The organism is Pseudomonas sp. AO-1 (assembly GCF_019775695.1).
Classification (GTDB): Bacteria; Pseudomonadota; Gammaproteobacteria; order Pseudomonadales; family Pseudomonadaceae; genus Aquipseudomonas; species Aquipseudomonas parakoreensis.
Genome location: NZ_CP079947.1, coordinates 5337279 through 5357054, shown reverse-complemented (window position 1 = coordinate 5357054; position 19776 = coordinate 5337279). Strand labels below are relative to the sequence as shown.

The following is a 19776-nucleotide window of genomic DNA, read 5'->3' as shown; positions in this document are numbered from 1 at the left end:
GGCTTTTTTGGACTTGGCGGCCTTTGGGCCGACCAGGTTCTTGGGGTTTTGGGTGTTTATCCGTTGCTTCGGAGGTTGCGGCTGGCGGTTTCGCCCTTACGGCGAGTCACTTTGGCAAACGCCCCAAAGTAACCAAAGGTCTTGGCCCCGGCGTACGGCCCTCGCCTAGGCTCGGGTTCCTTCGTTACGAGGTTCATCCGGGGGCATCGCCTCCGGTTTGCTTCGCTGCACCTCCTTTCGATGTGTTTGGCTACGCCAAACGGTCGCTGCGCTCCCACCCCCGGATAACCCCCGCCACTCAGCCTGCCGAAGGGGCCGGCACGGCAAGATCAAAAGCTGCAGCCGAGCTAACGCTCATCCTGTTGAGTGGTGAAAAGCATGCGGTCTGCCTGGGCTGCTTTGCTTTTTTGTGGGAGCGAGCTTGCTCGCGAAGGCGGCCTATGGGCCGACCAATTTCCAACAGACCGCACCCAATCCACCTGTGGGGGCTGGCTTGCCAGCGATGGCGGCCTGACAGCCGACCAGTCTCCAGCTGCCAACACCCATTCCCACTGTGGGAGCGAGCCTGCTCGCGAAGACGGCCTATGAGCCGACCAATCTCCAACTGCCTGCACCCAATCCAAATGTGGGAGCGAGCTTGCTCGCGAAGAGGCCCGCCCAGCCACCCAACATCTTTGGTCTTTTTAAAGATGTTCCAGATATCCAGAACTTTCCCATAAGGTTTTCAGGTTGCCCGTCGCAAGCGCGATCCCTAGCCTGAGTCTGTCGCTGCCAATTCACCGACCGGATCTGCAAGCCCGCCCATCATCTTCAAACACACCCCGAATCCCCCCGAATCCGAACCAGAATGTCCAAGCGACCCTGCACCTTACGCCTTCCTCGATTCGCGCAAGCTCCACGACGCCCTCGGTCAAACGCCTCCTCGATCAAGTCGATCCGCAAGGCTGACACGCAACAAAAAGCCCGCTGACCTTCACCGGTTCAGCGGGCTTTTGCGTGCAACGGCAAAAATTACAAAGTGCCGAACACTTTCTTCGCCAGACCGGTCGCTGCAGCCGCCGGATTCTTGCGGATGGTTTCTTCCTGTTTGCCGATCATTTCGAACAGGCCATTGAGCGCTTGTTCGGTGACGTAGTTTTCGACGTTGGCGCTTTTCGCATCCACCACGCCCAAGGTCGCGGCCTGGCCGGCGAAGGCGTTGTACTTTTGCGCTACGCCGACTTTGTCGGTGGCTTGTTTGACGATGGGCAGGAACTTGGCGCGGATCTGTTCGCGGCTGGTTTTGTCCAGGTATTGGGTGGCCGAGTCGGTGCCGCCGCTGAGGATGCCTTTGGCGTCGGCCACGGTCATTTTCTTCACGGCGTCGACGAGGATCGGCTGGGCCTGGGTCACGGCGCTTTCGGCGGCCTTGTTCATGGCGGTTTCGAGTTCGTCGACCTGGGCGCCCATGCCGAAGGCTTTCATCTTGCCGGCGACTTTGCCGAGTTTGCCCGGCAGTTCGATTTTCACTTCCGGGTTGTTGCTGAAGCCGCCTGGGCTGCCGAGTTGTTTGACGGCGATTTGCGCGCCTTGGGTCAAGGCATCCTTGAGACCGCCGGTGGCGTCTTGTTGTGAGAGGTCGCTGAGCGACAGCGCCAAGGCGCTGGCAGAGATCATCAGGCCCGCGCACAGGCCGGCGAAGCGAAGGGTAGGGCGGAGCATGGCAGCTTCCTTGAAAGACAGTTAGCGAATGGCGTCGACGCGGATTTTCAGCGGCTGCGGATCGTTGCCGTCCAGTTGCACGGCGTGGTTCTCGGTGGTGATGAACATCAGCTCGCCGTTGACTTCGATGCGCGCGCTGACCGAGTAGCGGTGGCCGGGTTTGACCTGGGCCGGATCGTAACTCAAGTGGAACGGCAGCGGCACCTGGCCTTTGACCGGGCCTTTCTGCTCGTCGAGGACCACCGCCGGGGCGTCGGCCAGCGACACGTCCTGCAGGCTCACGCTCAACGTCGCGCTCGGTGGCAGGGCGATGCGTTGCAGGTAGAACACTTCACCGTCGAGGCCGACTTTGCCGGCGGGGGTGGTCGACTGGCAGGCGCTCAACAGGGTGGCTGCGGCGAGAAGGGTGAGTTTTTTCATCGGGACCTCTGAGGCAGGTGCGCCGGAAGAATCCCGGCGCCGATGGAAATCTAGCGGATTTTGCTTTCAGCGTCAGTGAACAAACGTAAGGGTTTTTCCAGCCACTGCGCCAGTGTCTGCATGAACCACCCGCGTTGTTCGCGTGGCGGCGGGCACAGTTCTATTCGACCGGGACTGACCGCAATACGCTGGTGGTAGCGATTTTCGATGCCGCTGAGTGCATAACGTTTGCCGGGAGTAACGCTGGCCGGGTCGTATCGCAGATAGAACGAAGTCGCGGTCTGTTCGTCATAGCTGACGCGCACCAGTTCAACTTCAGGGCTGTCGGCTTCATGCAGGCTGATAGTGACCGCTTCTTCGGTCGGGAAACTTTCCGGCTCTTGAGCTTCAACATACAACAGCCCGATCGGGCTCAAGTGCACAGTCTGGCGATGAGGCAGCGTGTTGACGATAACAAAGTGTTCCTGATCAAGCAGCAGGGGTTGGCGGTTGTGGAACATCCGCACAGTAATCCGGTAGTTCACGCCGATATTGGTATCGGAATGGGCAAACTCGAACTTCCAGTCGCCTTCGAACAGTCTCGCGAAGCGCTGTTCCCTGGCGGGCGTCGCCAACTTCGGATTAACCACCTCGATACTGACAATGGTTTCATGTTCACCGTCGAAGGGGATTTGAAAGGCTGCAGGCAAGCTGAAGTTTAAAGTCACTGCCGAAGCGGGATCTTGTAACAGGCTCATCTCGATATCCTTATCGTGATTGTTTTAAAGAGCCTATTAATTCACGGATCAACTAACGGGGGAACCCGAGTGGCACCCCGTTAGTTGTCGGCAAGTTTCAGACTTGCGGTGTCACTGCCGTTTCCGCGGCATCTTCACTGCGATGCAGGGCCACTTGACGAATCGACAGACGAATCTCCGCCGGCAACACGCGTTTGGCCGCGCCCTCCGCCAGTTCGCCGAGCAGTTCGTGGTAGCTCAACTTGCCGGCTTCGTCGCGGCGCAGGACGTCGAGGTCGAGCATCGTCTGGATGAAATGACGGAACAGGCTCTTGTCGAAGAACTCCGGGGCATTCAGGCCGTGCAGGATCGACAGGCGCTGGGCCATGACCGTGCACAGGTCTTCCAGCTCTTCGGCACTGATGCTGTTCTGCCCGGCGTTGAGCAGCAGCGAGACGGTCATGTAGAAGCGCTGCAGGGTCTGCGCGATGCTTTTCGACAGCAGGGTCAGCAGCACAAAGTGCCGCGAACTTGGAGCGGGGCGCAGGTACACGTCCTTTTCGAAACGCAGCAGGCCTTGCTCGACGAACGCTTCCAGCCATTGATCGATTACCGCGTCCAGTTCCTCCAGGCTCCAGCGGATGAACAGCTCCGACTGCAAGTACGGATACAGCGCGCGGGTGTAGCGCAGGATCTGCTCGCGGCTCATGCGCGAAGTGCTCTGGAAGAAGCTCGCCAGCAGCGCTGGCAAGGCGAAGATGTGCAGCACGTTGTTGCGGTAGTAGGTCATCAGGACGGCGTTCTGCTCGTCCAGATACAGAATCTTGCCCAGCGCATCGTTCTGCTCGGACAGCAGGTCCATGTCCTTCACATGCTCGATCAGTGCGCGACCGTCGCCTTCGGGCAACGTGGTGTGCGGCGAGTAAGGGACTTTGCGCAGCAGCGCCAGATACAGATCCAGCACCCGCGCCATGGCCCGATCGTCCAGCGCCAGGCGGGTGGTCGAGAGCAGCGCCAGCGCCACCAGATTGACCGGGTTAATTGCCGCCGCTTCGTTCAGGTGCTGCGCGACTTTCTCGCCGAGGCGGTTGGTGGTTTCGTTGAGCCAGGCCGGTTTGTACTGCGGGCCGAGTTCCTGCTGGCGCCAGTCTGGCTGTTCGCTGTCGAGGAACTCTGCAAGTTTGATCGGTTCGCCGAAATTCACCGCGACCTGACCGAAGCGCTGCTTGAGCGCGCCGATGACTTTGAAGATGTCAAAGATCGACTCTTTCTTCTTGCTCGCGCCACGCAATTCGCCAAGGTAGGTGCGACCTTCCAGCACGCGCTCGTAACCGATGTACACCGGCACGAAGACGATCGGCATCCGCGATGAACGCAGGAAGCTGCGCATCGTGATCGCGAGCATGCCGGTTTTCGGTTGCAGCATGCGCCCGGTGCGCGATCGGCCGCCCTCGACGAAGTATTCGACCGGGAAACCTTTGGTAAACAGGGTGTGCAGGTATTCGTTGAACACCGAGGTATACAGCGGATTGCCCTTGAACGTGCGGCGCATGAAGAACGCGCCGCCACGGCGCAGCAGGCTGCCGATCACCGGCATGTTCAGGTTGATCCCGGCGGCAATGTGCGGCGGGGTCAGGCCGTTGCGAAACAGCAGGTACGACAGCAGCAGGTAGTCGATGTGGCTGCGGTGGCACGGCACGTAGATCACTTCGTGACCCTGGGCGACCTTCTGCACGCCTTCGATGTGGTTGACCTTGATCCCGTCGTAGATCTTGTTCCAGAACCAGCTCAGCACCACTTCGAGGAAACGGATCGCGGTGTAGGTGTAGTCCGAAGCGATCTCGTTGCCGTAGCGCAGGGCCTGGGCCTTGGCTTTTTCCAGGGAAATGTTCTCGCGTTCGGCTTCGTCGACGATCGCTTGCTTGACCAGTGGCTGATTGAGCAGACCCTTGACCAGATTGCGCCGGTGGGAAATGTCCGGGCCGATCACTGCCGCCTTCAGGTTGCGGAAGTGCACGCGCAGGATGCGCTGGGCCATGCGTACGGTGCGTTCGTGGCCCTTGTTGTGTTCAATCAGTTCGCGCAGGTGGATCGGCGCGGAGAACTGCACACGGGTCTTGCGTCCCAGAACGATGATGCTCAGCAGTCGGCGCAGACGCCCGGTGACGGCCCAGCTGTCGGCGAACAGCAACTTCCACGGACTGTTTTCGCTGTCCGGCGACTGGCCCCAGAACACGCTGACCGGAATGATCTGCGCATCTTCGGCGGCGTTCTGCGTCAGGGCGCTGACCAGACGGGTCAGGGTCGGCGGTGCACCGCGCTTGTCCTGACGGCCGAGCCAGTCCGGGTCCGGCGTCAGGTAGAAAAACGCCGCCGGTTCGATCAACGGTCCCACCGACACCGGCAGCACCGGACGCGGCAGACCGGCCTTGGTGCACTCGGTGTCGACCACCGCCAGATCGGTGAGCGAGGGGTTTTGCAGGACGTAGAACACCGGACGACTGCGGTCGAGGTTGAGGGTGAGCGACGACTGGTTGATCGTCTCGGAGCGAACCCAGAGGTACAACAGTCGGCGCAAGGTGCCAAACACAAGACGGCGGAACGGGGAACGGGTCATACGGCTTCTGCGTGAGTGAATAAAACCGAGCGTTTGCTCGGGCGGTCGACAGTTTGCCGTATTAGTCGAAAATCGGCAAAAAAGCGGCGAAGTAATCTCCTGTTGAGAGTTTTTGCGCCTGTCATATACTCGGCAATCTGTCGCCGGGGCCCTTTATGGACGTCGGGCGCAGGCTGACGTTCCGCAAAGGCTTTCCTGCGAAAAGCCTGTTCAATAATAAAAAAGGAGTATGAACAGATGGCAACACGTGAAACCGGCAATGTGAAGTGGTTCAACGACGCCAAGGGCTACGGCTTCATTCAGCGCGACGACGGGGTGGACGTGTTCGTGCACTACCGCGCGATTCGCGGCGAAGGGCATCGCTCGCTGACTGAAGGTCAGCAGGTTGAGTATGCGGTGATTACTGGCGAGAAGGGTTTGCAGGCTGAGGATGTTGTAGGCCTGTAACTTTCAAGATCAAAAGATCGCAGCCTGCGGCAGCTCCTACAGTTTGGAATGCATTCCCCTGTAGGAGCTGCCGAAGGCTGCGATCTTTTGCTTTCAGGCAGTCTTCCAGGTGATTTCTTCTTCACCGTCGGCGCTGATGCGAATCCAGCGATCCGCCGTTTCCTCACCTTCTTCCTCTACCCACGTGCCCGGTGCGCAACGTACTTCCACGTTCAGCGCGGCAAAGGCTGCACGGGCGCAGGCGATGTCGTCGTCCCACGGCGTCGCGTCGCTTTCCAGGTACAGGCTGTTCCATTTGCCCACGGCCTTCGGCAGCCAGGTCACCGGGATGTTGCCGGCCTTGCACTTGTAGGTCTGGCCTTTCTGTACCCAGTCGCTGCACGGGCCCAGAGCCTCACCGAGCCAGGCGGAAATCGCCTTGTGGTCGACGTCGGCGTCTTTCAGGTAAATCTCGATATCCGGTTGGCGCATGGATGTCCTCACTGCGGGTCTGAAAAATCCATTCGCGGATTTAGCCGGCCCCGGGCACTCGCCCGAGACCAAAAGTTATTGAAGAACGAAATAATCGTAGCGCATCGACACGGTGGTCACGAACGGCTCGGGCTGTTCGATCACTGCGGCGCGGCGTTCGGCACTGGCGCGCCAGCCGTGGGGTGTCATCGCCAACAGGTTGGCGCGGTCCTCGGGCTTGTCCAGTGTCAGTTGGAATTCCAGGGTTTCGCTGTGCGCCAGCGTCATGCCTTCGGGCACTAATGCCAGATGCTTGTCGTCGGTGTACTCGCGTACTTCGTCGTACAGGCGTTCGCGCAGTTCCATCAGGTGGCCGCTGGTCGGGCCGACTTTCATCAAGCCGCCACCGACGCTGAGCAGGCGTTTGGCTTCTGCCCAGTCCAGCGGACTGAAAACGCTGGCGAGAAATTGGCAACTGCCCGACGCCAATGGCACGCGGGCCATGCTGGCGATCAACCAGGTGAGCGCCGGGTTGCGCTTGCAGGCGCGTTTCACCGCCTCGCGGGAGATGTCCAGTGCGTAGCCATCGGCGTCCGGCAGGGCATCGGCGATCTGTGCGGTGTAGTAACCCTCGCCGCAACCGATATCGACCCAGCGTGCCGGGGCATAACTCGCCGCCAGCTCGGCCAGACGCTTGGCCACCGGCGCGTAATGCCCGGCATTCAGGAAGTCGCGGCGCGCCTCGACCATCGCCTGATTGTCGCCAGGGTCACGGCTGTTCTTGTGCTGCACCGGCAACAGGTTCAGGTAGCCCTGACGCGCGCGGTCGAAGCGGTGGCCGGCGGGGCAGACCACGCCGTTGTCCACGCGGCTGAGCGGTTCACTGCAGATCGGGCACGCGAGCATCAGGCGAGCAACTTGATCAGGGTCTGGTAGTAGATCTCGGTCAACACGTCGAGATCGGCCGCCAGCACACGCTCGTTGACCTGGTGAATGGTCGCGTTGACCGGCCCCAGCTCAACCACTTGCGTACCCATGGTGGCGATGAAACGACCGTCGGAGGTACCGCCACTGGTCGACGCGTGGGTCTCGCGGCCGGTGATGTCCTTGATGCTCGACGACACCGCGTCGAGCAGCGCGCCCGGCTCGGTGAGGAACGGCAGGCCGGACAGCGCCCAGTCGATGTGCCAGTCCAGGTTGTGTTTGTCGAGGATGTCGGCCACGCGTTTCTGCAGGCCTTCGACGGTGGATTCGGTGGAGAAGCGGAAATTGAACACCGCCACCAGATCACCCGGAATCACGTTGGTCGCGCCGGTGCCGGAGTTGAGGTTGGAAATCTGGAAACTGGTCGGCGGGAAGAAATCGTTGCCATGATCCCAGTGCTCGGCGGCCAGTTCGGCCAGCGCGGGGGCGGCGAGGTGGATCGGGTTCTTCGCCAGATGCGGGTAGGCCACGTGACCCTGCACGCCGCGCACGGTCAGCTTGGCGCCCAGCGAGCCGCGACGACCGTTTTTCACCACGTCACCGACCAGCGTGGTGCTCGACGGTTCGCCGACGATGCACCAGTCCAGACGCTCCTTGCGCGCCACCAGACGTTCAACCACCGCTTTGGTGCCGTGGTGCGCCGGGCCTTCTTCGTCGCTGGTGATGAGGAACGCGACCTTGCCCTTGTGATTCGGGTAGTCGGCAACGAAACGCTCGGCGGCGACGGTCATCGACGCCAGGCTGCCTTTCATGTCCGCTGCGCCACGGCCACAGAGCATGCCGTGTTCATCGATCACCGCGTTGAACGGGTCGATCTGCCAGGCAGTCACCGGACCGGTCGGCACCACGTCGGTGTGACCGGCGAAGCACAGCACCGGGCCGTCGTCGTTGCCGTGGGTGGCCCAGAAGTTGTCCACATCTTCGATGCGCATCGGCTCGAGGGTGAAACCGGCATCGCCCAGGCGCTGCATCATCTGCTTCTGGCAATCGGCGTCGACCGGCGTCACGGACGGACGGCGGATCAGGTCGATGGCGAGTTGGAGGGTCGGCGAAAGGTCGGCGTGGGCCGTCATGTAATAACTCCGGGGTGCGCACGGTAAACCTGTAGGAGCTGCCGCAGGCTGCGATCTTTTGATTTTGTTTTTTCAAATCTACAGCAAGATCAAAGGATTGCAGCCTGCGGCAGCTCCTACAGGATGTGTTGGCATTGAAAAAGGCGACTATTCTAATGCAAAACGGCGGCCCGAAGGCCGCCGTTTGACGTTCAACAATAACTGATCAAGCGGCGGCCGGTTCAGGCTCCGCCGCCGGTTTTGGCAGCGACGACAGGAACGCCATGATCAGCGCCGCGACGTACGGCAACGACTGCACCAGCAGCATCGCCACCCAGAAGCGCATGTCGTTGCTCGGAATGCCTTGCACCAGGTAAATCCCCAGCGCCGCGCCCCACAACAGCAGCATGATGAACAGCTCTTCCCGTGCTTCGGAAATCGCCACCCAGAAGCCGTGGTTGTCGGCGTTTTTCGGCGTGCGGAAGAACGGAATGCTGCTGGTGAAGAAGCCATACAGCACCGCTTTGGCGATGGTGTGCGACAACGCCAGTCCGGCCAGTGCCGCGCAGAACGCATCCTTGAGGTTCACGCCGACGGCGCGACGGTAGAGGAAGATGATCTTGCCGACCTTGAACACGAACAGCGCCAGCGGCGGGATGGCGAAAATCAGCAGCGGCGGATCGACCCGTTGCGGCACGATGATCATCGCCGCCGACCACAACAGTGCGCCGACGGTGAAGAAAATGTTCATGCCGTCCGCCACCCACGGCAACCAGCCCGCGAGGAAGTGGTAACGCTGGCCACGGGTCAGCTCGGTGTCCTTGCCGCGCAGCAGGCTGCGGGTGTGGCGCTTGATGATCTGGATCGCGCCGTAGGCCCAGCGGAAACGCTGCTTCTTGAAGTCGATGAAGGTATCCGGCATCAGGCCCTTGCCGTAGCTGTCGTGGTAATACGCCGCCGACAGGCCTTTCTCGAACACGCGCAGACCGAGTTCGGCGTCTTCACAAATGCACCAGTCGGCCCAGCCCAGCTCTTCCAGAACCGAACGCCGGGTCATGGTCATGGTGCCGTGCTGAATGATCGCGTCGCGGTCGTTACGGGTGACCATGCCGATGTGGAAGAAGCCTTTGTATTCGGCGTAGCAGAGCTTCTTGAAGGTGCTTTCATTCTGGTCGCGGTAATCCTGCGGCGACTGCACCACGGCGATTTTCGGGTCGGCGAAGTGCGGCACCATGTGCTTGAGCCAGTTCGGGTGTACGCAGTAGTCGGAGTCGATCACCGCGATCACTTCGGCGTCCTTGGCGGTGTGCGGAATCAGGTAGTTCAGCGCGCCGCCCTTGAAACCGGCCAGGGGCGAAACGTGGAAGAACTTGAAGCGCGGGCCGAGGGTTGCGCAGTAGTCGCGCACCGGCTCCCAGACCGCCGGGTCCTTGGTGTTGTTGTCGATGATCAGGACTTCATAGTCCGGGTAATCGAGGGCGGCCAAAGCGTCGAGGGTCTGTTTGACCATGTCTGGCGGCTCGTTGTAGCAAGGCACGTGGATCGAGACTTTCGGCCGGTAGTCCGAATCACCGATCACCGGCAGGAATTCCCGACGACGCTTGTGAATCCACACGGCTTCGGCCAGTTCATGCGCCTCGGTCAGCAACACGATGAATACCCCGAGCGCACCCAACGCCAGGAGGAAACCCACCGTCAGGCTGAACCACGTGCTGTATTGCTGGCTGTAGTCGTAGCCGATCCACACCAGCACCGAACCGCAAAGGAACGCGATAAAGGTCAGGAAGGTACGGCCGCGCTGACGCAGGGCCGAACCGTCGATCATCAGCAGGGTCAGCGACAGCAACGCCAGCACCACCGAACCGATGGCCAGCACGCGCCATTGCGGGATGGCGACCACCGGGCCTTCGAAGTTGAATTTCTGCTGGCGCGCGGCGTTGAACACGCCCCAGTAGGCGCCCACCGAACCTTCGTCACTGGCCTTCCACGGCTGGTCGAAGGCTTCGATCACGAAGTAGTTGAAGCCCTGACGGTTAAGTTTGTTGACCAGCGTGCGCAGGTAAATCGCCTGATCCGCCGGCGACGCATCGGCGCCACCGCGCATGCGCCCGTTGCTCGGCCAGCCGACTTCGGACAGCAGCAACGGTTTTTTCGGGAACAGTTTTTTCAAGTCGCGGGCGCGGTCGAAGACGAACTGCCCGGCCTTGTCCACCGGAATGAATTCCCAGTAAGGCAGCACGTGGGCGGCGATCAGGTCGACGTGTTTGGCCAGTTCCGGGTGTTCTTCCCAGACGTGCCATTGCTCGGAGGTGGTCACCGGCACTTTCACCGCAGCGCGCACGCGATCCAGCAGCACGCTGAGTTGTTCGGCGGTGATTTCCTTACGGAAGATCGCCTCGTTACCGACCACCACCCGCACCACGCTGCGCGAGGTGTTGGCCAGTTCGATGGCGCGCTGGATCTCGCGCTCGTTGCGTTCCTGATCGGGGCTGATCCAGATCCCGAGGGTCACACGCAGACCAAACTCTTCCGCCAGTTTCGGGATGTCCTGCAGCGAACCGTCAACCGAATAGATGCGGATGTTGTCCGTCAGCTTGCTCATGATCTCCAGGTCACGGCGCATTTCATCGTCAGTCGGATACTGATCCTTCTGCGGGAATTGGCCCTGCTGGAATGGCGAATAGGAGAAACCGGAGATCTGCTCCGGCCAGTTGGGCGCGGAGACCGGGCGGTTGATCAGCGCCCAGAAACCGGTGAACAGGGCGGCGATTGCCAGAACCACCACCAGGTTGAGACCAAATTTACGCGATGACATAGCTATTTCGGGTTCCAAAGGCTGTGGAACGAAGGAACGGTTGGCAAGCGCCAAAAGGGCGCGAATCCTACACCGGCAGTTCACTGCTCGTACACCGGACAGGGAAATGCCCGACATTGGGCAGTCCAACCTGATTTAAGTTCTTTAGTAACAGCTTGTAAGAGAAAACTTTGTTATTCAGTTATAGCAATTCCCGGTGGCGAGGGAGCTTGCTCCCGCTGGACTGCGAAGCAGGCCGCTTTCAAAAGGCCGCTTCGCGACCCGGCGGGAGCAAGCTCCCTCGCCACAAGGCTTGTGCAAATCGGCGGCGTTCACCGTTCATAGCGTCAAAGATGCTCTTGGCCGCCGACGGCCCTATAATGCGCGCCGGTTTTTGGGGTAATGGTCATGAGTACAGAAGATCCGCGGTTTGCAGGCATCGCCCGTTTGTATGGCATCGAGGGCCTCGAGCGCCTGCGTGCGGCCCATGTGGCGATTGTCGGCGTCGGTGGCGTCGGTTCCTGGGCGGCGGAAGCCATGGCCCGCTGTGGCGTCGGCGAGATTTCGCTGTTCGACCTCGATGACGTCTGCGTCAGCAACGCCAACCGCCAGTTGCACGCGCTGGACAGCACCGTCGGCAAACCCAAGGTCGAGGTGATGGCCGAGCGTCTGCGCGGGATCAACCCGGACTGCACCGTGCACGCGGTGGCGGATTTCGTCACCCGCGACACCATGGCCGAATACATCACGCCGAACATCGATTGCGTGATCGACTGCATCGACGCGGTCAACGCCAAGGCTGCGCTGATCGCCTGGTGCAAACGCCGCAAGATCCAGATCATCACCACCGGCGGTGCGGGTGGGCAGATCGATCCGACGCTGATTCAGGTCTGCGACCTCAACCGCACATTCAACGATCCACTGGCCTCGAAAGTGCGTTCGACGTTGCGTCGCGACTATGGCTTCTCGCGTACCGTGACTCGCCATTACAGCGTGCCGTGTGTGTTCTCCACCGAACAACTGCGCTATCCGAAACCGGACGGCAGCATCTGCTTGCAGAAGAGTTTTGTCGGCGACGGGGTGAAGCTCGACTGCGCCGGCGGGTTTGGCGCGGTAATGATGGTCACGGCGACGTTCGGCATGGTCGCGGCGACCAAGGCGGTGGACAAGATTGTGGCGGGTGTGCGGCGGCCGGCTGACCGAGTAAAACCTCAGGTTTGATCTGTGAGGCTGATGACCTCATCGCTGGCAAGCCAGCTCCCACACCTCCCTTGTAGGAGCTGCCGAAGGCTGCGATCTTTTGATCCTGATTTTAAAAAACAAGATCAAAAGATCGCAGCCTGCGGCAGCTCCTACGGGGTGGTGGCCAATTCATTCATGCGTTTGAGCACGGCATTCAAGCCATTACTGCGCGAAGGCGACATCTGCCGCGACAGTCCCAACTGATTGAACCAGTCCGGCAGATCCACTTGCTGCAACTCGACAGCGCTCAAACCGTTAACCCGCAACAGCAACAACGCCACCAACCCACGAATCATTCGCGCATCGCTGGCAGCGCTGAACTGCCAGTGGCCGTCCTGCAATTCCCCCACCAGCCACATTTGACTCTCACAGCCATGCACCCGATTGGCTTCGCATTTGTCCGCGTCGTTCAGCGGCGGCAGACGATCGCCAAACTGCATCAGCAACCGCGCGCGTTGTTCCCAACCGGCGGCATTGTGAAAGGTCAGCAGCGCTTCGGCGGCGGCGAGCGGCAGGTTCATCGCAGCAACTCCAGAGCCTGATCCAGCGCGTCGAAGAAACGCTCCAGATCCTCCGAATCGTTGTACAGCGCCAGCGACACGCGGATCGCCCCGGCCAGTTCGAAGCTTTTCAGCAACGGCATGGCGCAGTGATGCCCGGCGCGCACGGCGATGCCTTGCTCGGTGAGCAGGTGCGCCAGATCGGCGTTGTGCACACCCTCGACGACAAAACTGGCCAGCGCCAGTTGCGGCTTGCCCAGCAGACGAATGCCGTTACGCGCGGCCAGGCCTTGCAGCAGATAGGAGTGCAGTGCCGCTTCGTGAGTGGACACCGCGTCCTGATCCAGCCCGGCCAGATAATCGAGCGTGGCACCGAGGCCAATCACGCTGGCGATCGGCGGTGTGCCCGCCTCGAAACCCAGCGGGGCAGGGCGGAAGCGTGAATCGTGATAATTGGCTTCCAGCACCATTTCGCCGCCGAACTGCCACGGCTGCAGTTGCTCAAGCGCCTTGTTGCGCCCGAACAGGACGCCGAGGCCATCGGGGCCGTACAGCTTGTGGCTGGAAAACACATAGAAGTCGCAACCCAGCGCCTGCACGTCGTGCCGACCGTGCACCACACCCTGGGCGCCATCGACCACGGTCAGCGCGTTGTGCGCCTTGGCCATCGCCAGCAGCGCCGGCAGCGGTTGCCAGGCACCGAGCACGTTGGACAGCTGACTGACCGCCAGCAAGCGGGTGCGTGGACCGATCAGGTGAACGGCAGCATCGAGGTCGATCACCCCGTCTTCGTCCAGTGGCAGGATCACCAGTTTCAGTTCGCGACGCTGCGCCAGTTGCTGCCACGGCAGCAGGTTGGCGTGATGCTCCAGGGCGCTGATGACAATTTCATCGCCCGGGTGGAAAAGAGGTTCCAGGCCATAGGCCAGGAGATTCAGCGCGCTGGTGGCGCCGTGGGTGAAGATGATCTGCCCGCTGTCACCGGCATTCAGCCACTGGGCAACCTTCAGGCGACTGTCTTCGAACGCCTGCGTGGCGTGGGCGCCGGGCAGATGCTGCGCGCGATGCACATTGGCCGCGCCGTTGGCGTAGTAATGCGTCAGTGCGTCAAGCAGAGCCTGGGGTTTTTGCGTGGTGGCGGCGTTGTCCAGATAGGTCTGGTCTTGCCGTTGCAGGGCGGCGATGGCCGGAAAGTCAGCGCGCCACGGGGAGGGAATCATCATAGGTTCAGCCCTGTGAACTTGGGCGGGGGTACATCGAACCTTGTGGGAGCGAGCTTGCTCGCGAAAGCGTCGTGTCATTCAGCACTGTTGTTGACTGACCGGACGCCTTCGCGAGCAAGCTCGCTCCCACAGGGGGATCGTACGGCTGCTTAGTTGTGCGCGTGCAGCGCTTCGTTCAGCTCGATCGCCGATTTGTGGGTCTTGCATTCCACGGCACCGGTTTCCGAGTTGCGACGGAACAGCAGGTCGGTCTGACCAGCCAGTTCACGCGCCTTCACCACTTTGACCAGGTTGTTGTGCTCGTCCAGCAGCGCGACCTTGGTGCCGGCGGTCACGTACAGGCCCGACTCGACGGTGTTGCGGTCGCCCAACGGAATACCGATACCGGCGTTGGCGCCGATCAGGCAGCCTTCGCCAACCTTGATCACGATGTTGCCGCCGCCCGACAGGGTGCCCATGGTCGAGCAGCCGCCGCCCAGGTCCGAACCCTTGCCGACGAATACGCCAGCGGAAACGCGGCCTTCGATCATGCCCGGGCCTTCGGTGCCGGCGTTGAAGTTGATGAAGCCTTCGTGCATCACGGTGGTGCCTTCGCCCACGTACGCACCCAGACGCAGACGTGCGGCGTCAGCGATACGCACGCCGGCCGGCACCACGTAGTCGGTCATTTTCGGGAACTTGTCCACCGAGAACACTTCCAGCAGCTCGCCGCGCAGACGGGCTTCCAGTTGCATTTCGGCCAGTTCGCTCAGGTCGATCGCGCCCTGGCTGGTCCAGGCCACGTTCGGCAGCAGCGGGAAGATCCCGGCCAGGCTCACGCCGTGCGGTTTGACCAGGCGATGGGACAGCAGGTGCAGCTTCAGGTACGCCTCTGGCGTCGAGGTCAGCTGTGCGTCTTCGGCCAGCAGGGTGGCGACCAGCGGCTTGTGGCTCTCGGCCAGACGGGTCAGCAGTTTGCCTTGAACGGCGTCGATGCTTTTGACCGCTTCAGCCAGTTGCGCCGCCTGCGCGGTGGTGAAGGTGATGGCCTGGTTGCCTTCGGTGTAGCCGAGGATCGGCGCAACGGCAGCGACCAGTTCGGCCGACGGGTTGAGCAGTGGCTGGGCGTAGAACACTTCCAGCCAGGCACCTTGACGGTTTTGCGTGCCGACACCAAAGGCGATGCTGAACAGAGAGTTGGACATGTGAATACCTCTAGCAATAAGTGACGGGCTGCTTACTTGAGTGCGGCCGCGTAGATGTCTGGCTTGAAGCCAATCAGGGTTCGATCACCGAGATCAAGCACCGGGCGCTTGATCATCGAGGGCTGCGCGAGCATCAGTTCGATGGCTTTCGACTGGTCGAGATCGGCTTTACGTTCGTCGTCGAGTTTGCGAAAGGTCGTGCCGGCACGGTTCAACACCGTTTGCCAGCCGTGCTCGTTGCACCATTGAGTCAGGTGCTCACGGTCGATACCGGCGGTTTTGTAGTCGTGAAAGTCGTAGCTGACAGCGTGTTCATCGAGCCAGGTGCGCGCCTTCTTCATGGTGTCGCAGGCTTTGATGCCGAAAAGGTGCAACGTTTTACTTGAAACGGTCAAGGAATCGCCCCCTTTACAGGTGCTGGAAAAAAATGGTGTCGGATTATGCCATGACCAAACGGTTTCGCGGCGCCCGGCTTCATTACGCTGCACAAATCCCTGTAGGAGCTGTCGAGTGAAACGAGGCTGCGATCTTTTGATTTTGTTTTTAAACATCAAAAGATCACAGCGTGCCGCAGCCCCTACACGGGGATCAGTGTGGACGTGCGACATAGGTGCAAACGCCAGACGCATCCTAAGCGGCTAATATGGCAGTTCAACGCTGTCGATTGTCTGAGATTTCCGCTTTATGCAAACCGCTTATACCGTCCTGATCCTGCTGATGCTGGTCAGCGTCTCGCGGCTGGTCGGACGGGTCATCCCGCTGCCGCTGCCCCTGGTGCAAATCGCCGCCGGTGCCTTGCTGGCCTGGCCGACATTGGGCCTGCACGTAGCGCTGGATCCGGAGCTGTTCCTGTTTCTGTTCCTGCCGCCGCTGCTGTTTTCCGACGGCTGGCGGATGCCCAAACGCGAGTTCTGGCATTTGCGTGGGCCGATCCTGACGCTGGCGGTCGGCCTGGTGCTGTTTACCGTGGTCGGTGCCGGGTACTTCATTCACTGGCTGTTGCCGACAATTCCACTACCGGTGGCCTTCGCGCTCGCCGCTGTGCTGTCGCCGACCGACGCCGTGGCGGTGTCGGCGATCTCGCAGAACCGTTTGCCGACGCCGCTGATGCATATCCTGCAAGGCGAAGCCTTGATGAACGACGCTTCGGGTCTGGTGACGTTCAAGTTTGCCCTGGTTGCGGCAGTGACCGGAGTGTTCTCACTGGCCAATGCCAGCCTGACCTTCGTGCTGGTGGCGGTCGGAGGCTTGGCCGTCGGCGTGGTGCTGAGCTGGCTGGTCGGGCGTTTGCGCGCGTGGATGATCGCCCGGGGCTGGGACGATCCGGCCACCCACGTGGTGTTCATGTTGCTGCTGCCATTCGCGGCTTATGTGCTGGCCGAGCGGTTGGGCGCTTCCGGCATCCTGTCGGCGGTGGCGGCGGGGATGATGCAGAGCTGGCTCGATCTGTTGCCACGACAGACCAGCACTCGTTTGCTCAACCGTAGCGTCTGGTCGCTGCTCGAATTTGCCTTCAACGGTCTGATCTTTCTGCTGCTGGGCCTGCAGTTGCCGGACATTATCAAAGCGGTGGTCAGCCACGAACCGACGTTGTGGCCGACGCTGCTGTACCGTGGCCTCGATGTGGTGGCGATTTTCCTCGCGCTGGTGCTGTTGCGCTTTATCTGGGTGCAGAGCATCTGGCGCCTGTCGGTGCTGCTGCGCCGTTTGCGCGGCAAGGGCGACCTGACGCAAGTGCCGACCGCGCGATCCTGCTGGCTGCTGACCGTCGGCGGTGTGCGCGGTGCGGTGACGCTGGCCGGTGTGATGTCGGTGCCGATGTTGATGGGGGCCGAGGCGTTCCCCGAGCGCGATCTGCTGATCTTCATCGCCGCCGGGGTGATTCTGTTGTCGCTGATTTGCGCCTGCATCGCTTTGCCATTGCTGCTGCGCGGCATCGAGAAAAGCCCGGACGACAAGCGCCGTCAGGAAGTGCGCGACGCCTGGCGCAAAACCGCCGAGGCGGCGATCCATGCGCTGGAAACCGAAGAGGTCGCGCCGCAGGACGCTGCGCAGGCAGCACTCTCGGCCGAACTCAAGGCGCGGATCATGTCCGAGTACCGGCATCAGCTTGAGGTGTTCAACGATTCGGCGGAAGCCCAGGCGCTGGCGTTCCAGATGGATCTGCTGGAGCGCCGTTTGCGACTCAAGGCGTTGCGGGCGCAACGCCTTGAGTTGTATAGCCTGAGCCGTCATCACCAGATTGGTGATGATGTGCTCAGAGAAGTATTGAGCGAGCTTGATTTGAGCGAGGCAAATCTGGGGCAGGTCAAATAACCCGATATGGATCTGGCGCGCTCACTGACTTGCGGGGTAGGGATAAATGTTCGACATGAAGGTTTTATCCTGTTCGCTGAGACCCAGATTGATGAAGATCTGGAAGTCACCGAGTGTCCAGGACTGGCTGACGGGGTAGTGCATGATCGACTTCTGGTCGTACTCTGAATAAATGCTTTCGTCGGGATTGCCGACGTCAAAGTACCAATCGTGCAGTCGTTTGCGCGTCACGCTGGCCTGGTAGTTGTCTTCTTCCGGGTCGGCAGTTATTCCGTGTTGTTTATAAATGGCCGGTTTGTCCCAGGGAATGTTTGCCGTGGGGTTGGTCTGTTCATGTTCTGCACCGAGCATGTGACCGAACTCATGCATGACATTGGCTGCGAAATAACGTGCCTGGCTCGGTGGGTGTGGCCAGAGTCTCATGGTCGGCTCATCGGGATGTAAGAGAGCATCGGTACCGATCAGAGAGGAAAACGTTCCCGGTTGACTGAGTATGCGGATATCGCCTTCTTCACCTTCGACGAAATCGAAACTCAAGTTGATGTGCGGCAACCAGTTGCTGGCGGCGGCGATCGTTTCGTCCTTGAATGCCTGCGTACCGTTGAGGAAGGCGATGCGAAGTGTGCTGCCGGGAGTCCAGAATTTTGCCGGATTGTTTTTAGCCCACATGTTTTTGAATCTCCCAAGTACATTTAATGTTGCGGGAGATGCGTGTGTGTTCGAATTGTTTGTTTGGCTGAAGCCAGGTTGATTGCATTACGGAACATCCATGTTTTCATTCTTCAGGTTTAACTTATCCGGTCGCTTATTGTTCCCGGAAAGTTGCTTTGAATGAGGGATGCTAGTGACTGAGCTGGAGTCGGTAAATTGAATATATGTACGGTTTTATGACCGGTTACCGTGCCAGCGGAACTGGCACGGTAAAGACACTTACGACTGGCGAGAGACAAACGCGCGAATCCGCTCTGCGGCCTCGACGCATTCAGCCAGTGGCGCAACCAGCGCCATGCGCACTCGACCGGCGCCCGGATTCACACCGTCTACCTCGCGGGACAGATACGAGCCTGGCACCACGGTCACGTGTTCCTGCTCGAACAGGTCGCGACAGAACGCCGCGTCGTCACCTTGTACGTTCGGCCACAGATAGAAACTGCCGTCCGGACGCTGCACGTCCATCACCGGGCTGAGGATCGCCAAGACAGCGTCGAATTTCTCGCGGTACAGCGCACGGTTGGCGCGCACATGCACTTCGTCATTCCACGCAGCAACGCTGGCCAGTTGGGTTTGCACCGGCATCGCGCAGCCGTGGTAGGTGCGGTAGAGCAGGAAACCTTTGAGGACATCGGCGTCGCCCGCGACGAAACCGGAACGCAGCCCCGGCAGGTTGGAGCGTTTGGACAAGCTGTGGAACACCACGCAACGTTTGAAGTCCTTGCGGCCCAGTTCGACACACGCGCTGAGCAGGCCCGGCGGTGGGGTCTGTTCGTCGAAGTACAGTTCGCTGTAGCACTCGTCGGCGGCGATCACGAAGTCGTGTTCGTCGGCCAGGGCGATGAGTTTTTTCAGCACATCGACCGGGATCAGCGCGCCGGTCGGATTGCCCGGCGAACACAGGAACAGGATCTGGCAGCGTTTCCAGATGTCTGGTGAGACTGCGTCGAAATCCGGGTTGAAGCCGTTTTCGTCCAGACACGGCAGGTAGTGCGGCTTGGCGCCGGCGAGGAACGCTGCCCCTTCGTAGATCTGATAGAACGGGTTCGGGCTGACCACCAGTGCATCGTCACCGCGATTGACCACGGTCTGGGTGAAGGCGAACAGCGCTTCGCGGGTGCCGTTGACCGGCAGCACGTTGCGCGCCGGATCAATCCAGCCGCTTGGTACGCCGAAGCGACGTTCGCACCAGCCGGCGATGGCTTCGCGCAGGGCCGGGATGCCGAGGGTGGTCGGGTACACCGCCATCTGATCCAGATTGTTCGCCAGCGCTTCGGCGACAAAGCTTGGCGAACGGTGTTTCGGCTCGCCGATCGACAGGGCGATCGGGCGTTTGTCCGGGTTCGGCGTCACGCTGCCGAGCAAGGCGCGGAGCTTTTCGAACGGGTAAGGCTGGAGCTGGTTCAGAGCGTTGTTCAT

At 60.7% G+C, this 19776-nt stretch carries 17 protein-coding genes and 1 pseudogene; 3 read left to right on the top strand and 15 right to left on the bottom strand.

Going from position 1 to position 19776, the window contains the following annotated elements:
- Positions 1 to 1011 precede the first annotated feature (1011 nt).
- From KVQ82_RS24505 to plsB, 4 genes are all read right to left on the bottom strand, one after another.
- Positions 1012 to 1701: a DUF4197 domain-containing protein gene (locus KVQ82_RS24505; protein WP_222016318.1), complete on the bottom strand. Its 690-nt coding sequence runs from the start codon at positions 1699 to 1701 to the stop codon at positions 1012 to 1014.
- A 21-nt stretch (positions 1702 to 1722) separates the two neighbouring features.
- Positions 1723 to 2121: a YbaY family lipoprotein gene (locus tag KVQ82_RS24500; protein WP_003222082.1), complete on the bottom strand. Its 399-nt coding sequence runs from the start codon at positions 2119 to 2121 to the stop codon at positions 1723 to 1725.
- A gap of 50 nt (positions 2122 to 2171) precedes the next feature.
- A complete protein-coding gene (locus KVQ82_RS24495) occupies positions 2172 to 2858 on the bottom strand; it encodes a hypothetical protein (protein WP_222016317.1) in 687 nt (228 codons plus the stop codon).
- Between the two features lie 97 nt (positions 2859 to 2955).
- Positions 2956 to 5454, bottom strand: coding sequence for a glycerol-3-phosphate 1-O-acyltransferase PlsB (gene plsB, locus KVQ82_RS24490; RefSeq protein WP_041072371.1), 2499 nt, complete (start codon positions 5452 to 5454; stop codon positions 2956 to 2958).
- 237 nt (positions 5455 to 5691) lie between these two features.
- On the opposite strand from plsB, the gene KVQ82_RS24485 reads away from it, so the two are divergent.
- On the top strand, positions 5692 to 5901 hold the full coding sequence (locus tag KVQ82_RS24485) for a cold-shock protein (protein ID WP_016771489.1): 210 nt from the start codon (positions 5692 to 5694) through the stop codon (positions 5899 to 5901).
- A 93-nt stretch (positions 5902 to 5994) separates the two neighbouring features.
- Here KVQ82_RS24485 and KVQ82_RS24480 read toward each other — a convergent pair whose 3' ends face one another.
- The 4 genes from KVQ82_RS24480 to KVQ82_RS24465 all read right to left on the bottom strand — a co-directional run bounded on the left by KVQ82_RS24480 (position 5995) and on the right by KVQ82_RS24465 (position 11202).
- Positions 5995 to 6372 (bottom strand): hypothetical protein, encoded by a 378-nt coding sequence (locus tag KVQ82_RS24480; protein WP_007964251.1) that lies wholly within the window; start codon positions 6370 to 6372, stop codon positions 5995 to 5997.
- A gap of 75 nt (positions 6373 to 6447) precedes the next feature.
- Complete coding sequence (locus tag KVQ82_RS24475) at positions 6448 to 7257, bottom strand: putative RNA methyltransferase (RefSeq protein ID WP_222016316.1); 810 nt, start codon at positions 7255 to 7257, stop codon at positions 6448 to 6450.
- Positions 7257 to 8408, bottom strand: coding sequence for a succinyl-diaminopimelate desuccinylase (gene dapE / locus KVQ82_RS24470; protein ID WP_041072365.1), 1152 nt, complete (start codon positions 8406 to 8408; stop codon positions 7257 to 7259). The genes KVQ82_RS24475 and dapE overlap by 1 nt, the downstream gene beginning before the upstream one ends.
- 205 nt (positions 8409 to 8613) lie before the next feature.
- Positions 8614 to 11202 (bottom strand): glycosyltransferase, encoded by a 2589-nt coding sequence (locus tag KVQ82_RS24465; protein ID WP_095667400.1) that lies wholly within the window; start codon positions 11200 to 11202, stop codon positions 8614 to 8616.
- A gap of 381 nt (positions 11203 to 11583) precedes the next feature.
- On the opposite strand from KVQ82_RS24465, the gene tcdA reads away from it, so the two are divergent.
- Positions 11584 to 12402 carry a tRNA cyclic N6-threonylcarbamoyladenosine(37) synthase TcdA gene (gene tcdA / locus KVQ82_RS24460; protein WP_003222099.1) on the top strand — a complete coding sequence of 273 codons (819 nt, stop codon included), beginning with the start codon at positions 11584 to 11586 and terminating at the stop codon, positions 12400 to 12402.
- A gap of 131 nt (positions 12403 to 12533) precedes the next feature.
- Here the strand turns inward: tcdA and KVQ82_RS24455 are convergent, their stop codons facing one another.
- From KVQ82_RS24455 to KVQ82_RS24440, 5 genes and pseudogenes are all read right to left on the bottom strand, one after another.
- A complete protein-coding gene (locus KVQ82_RS24455; protein WP_222016315.1) occupies positions 12534 to 12944 on the bottom strand; it encodes a SufE family protein in 411 nt (136 codons plus the stop codon).
- Positions 12941 to 14146, bottom strand: coding sequence for an aminotransferase class V-fold PLP-dependent enzyme (locus tag KVQ82_RS24450; RefSeq protein WP_222016311.1), 1206 nt, complete (start codon positions 14144 to 14146; stop codon positions 12941 to 12943). Before KVQ82_RS24450 ends, KVQ82_RS24455 begins: the two co-directional genes overlap by 4 nt.
- Before the next feature lie 37 nt (positions 14147 to 14183).
- Positions 14184 to 14276 (bottom strand): annotated as a pseudogene (locus KVQ82_RS31700) (metal ABC transporter ATP-binding protein); the annotation flags it as partial.
- 19 nt (positions 14277 to 14295) lie between these two features.
- Positions 14296 to 15330, bottom strand: coding sequence for a 2,3,4,5-tetrahydropyridine-2,6-dicarboxylate N-succinyltransferase (gene dapD / locus KVQ82_RS24445; protein WP_222016310.1), 1035 nt, complete (start codon positions 15328 to 15330; stop codon positions 14296 to 14298).
- Positions 15331 to 15362: 32 nt separating this feature from the next.
- On the bottom strand, positions 15363 to 15671 hold the full coding sequence (locus KVQ82_RS24440; protein WP_230679362.1) for an arsenate reductase: 309 nt from the start codon (positions 15669 to 15671) through the stop codon (positions 15363 to 15365).
- A 343-nt stretch (positions 15672 to 16014) separates the two neighbouring features.
- Here KVQ82_RS24440 and KVQ82_RS24435 point away from each other — a divergent pair, with 343 nt between their 5' ends.
- A complete protein-coding gene (locus KVQ82_RS24435) occupies positions 16015 to 17646 on the top strand; it encodes a Na+/H+ antiporter (RefSeq protein ID WP_041072355.1) in 1632 nt (543 codons plus the stop codon).
- Between the two features lie 21 nt (positions 17647 to 17667).
- Here KVQ82_RS24435 and KVQ82_RS24430 read toward each other — a convergent pair whose 3' ends face one another.
- Positions 17668 to 18315: a hypothetical protein gene (locus KVQ82_RS24430; RefSeq protein WP_222016308.1), complete on the bottom strand. Its 648-nt coding sequence runs from the start codon at positions 18313 to 18315 to the stop codon at positions 17668 to 17670.
- 261 nt (positions 18316 to 18576) lie between these two features.
- Positions 18577 to 19776, bottom strand: coding sequence for a succinyldiaminopimelate transaminase (gene dapC, locus KVQ82_RS24425; RefSeq protein WP_095667396.1), 1200 nt, complete (start codon positions 19774 to 19776; stop codon positions 18577 to 18579).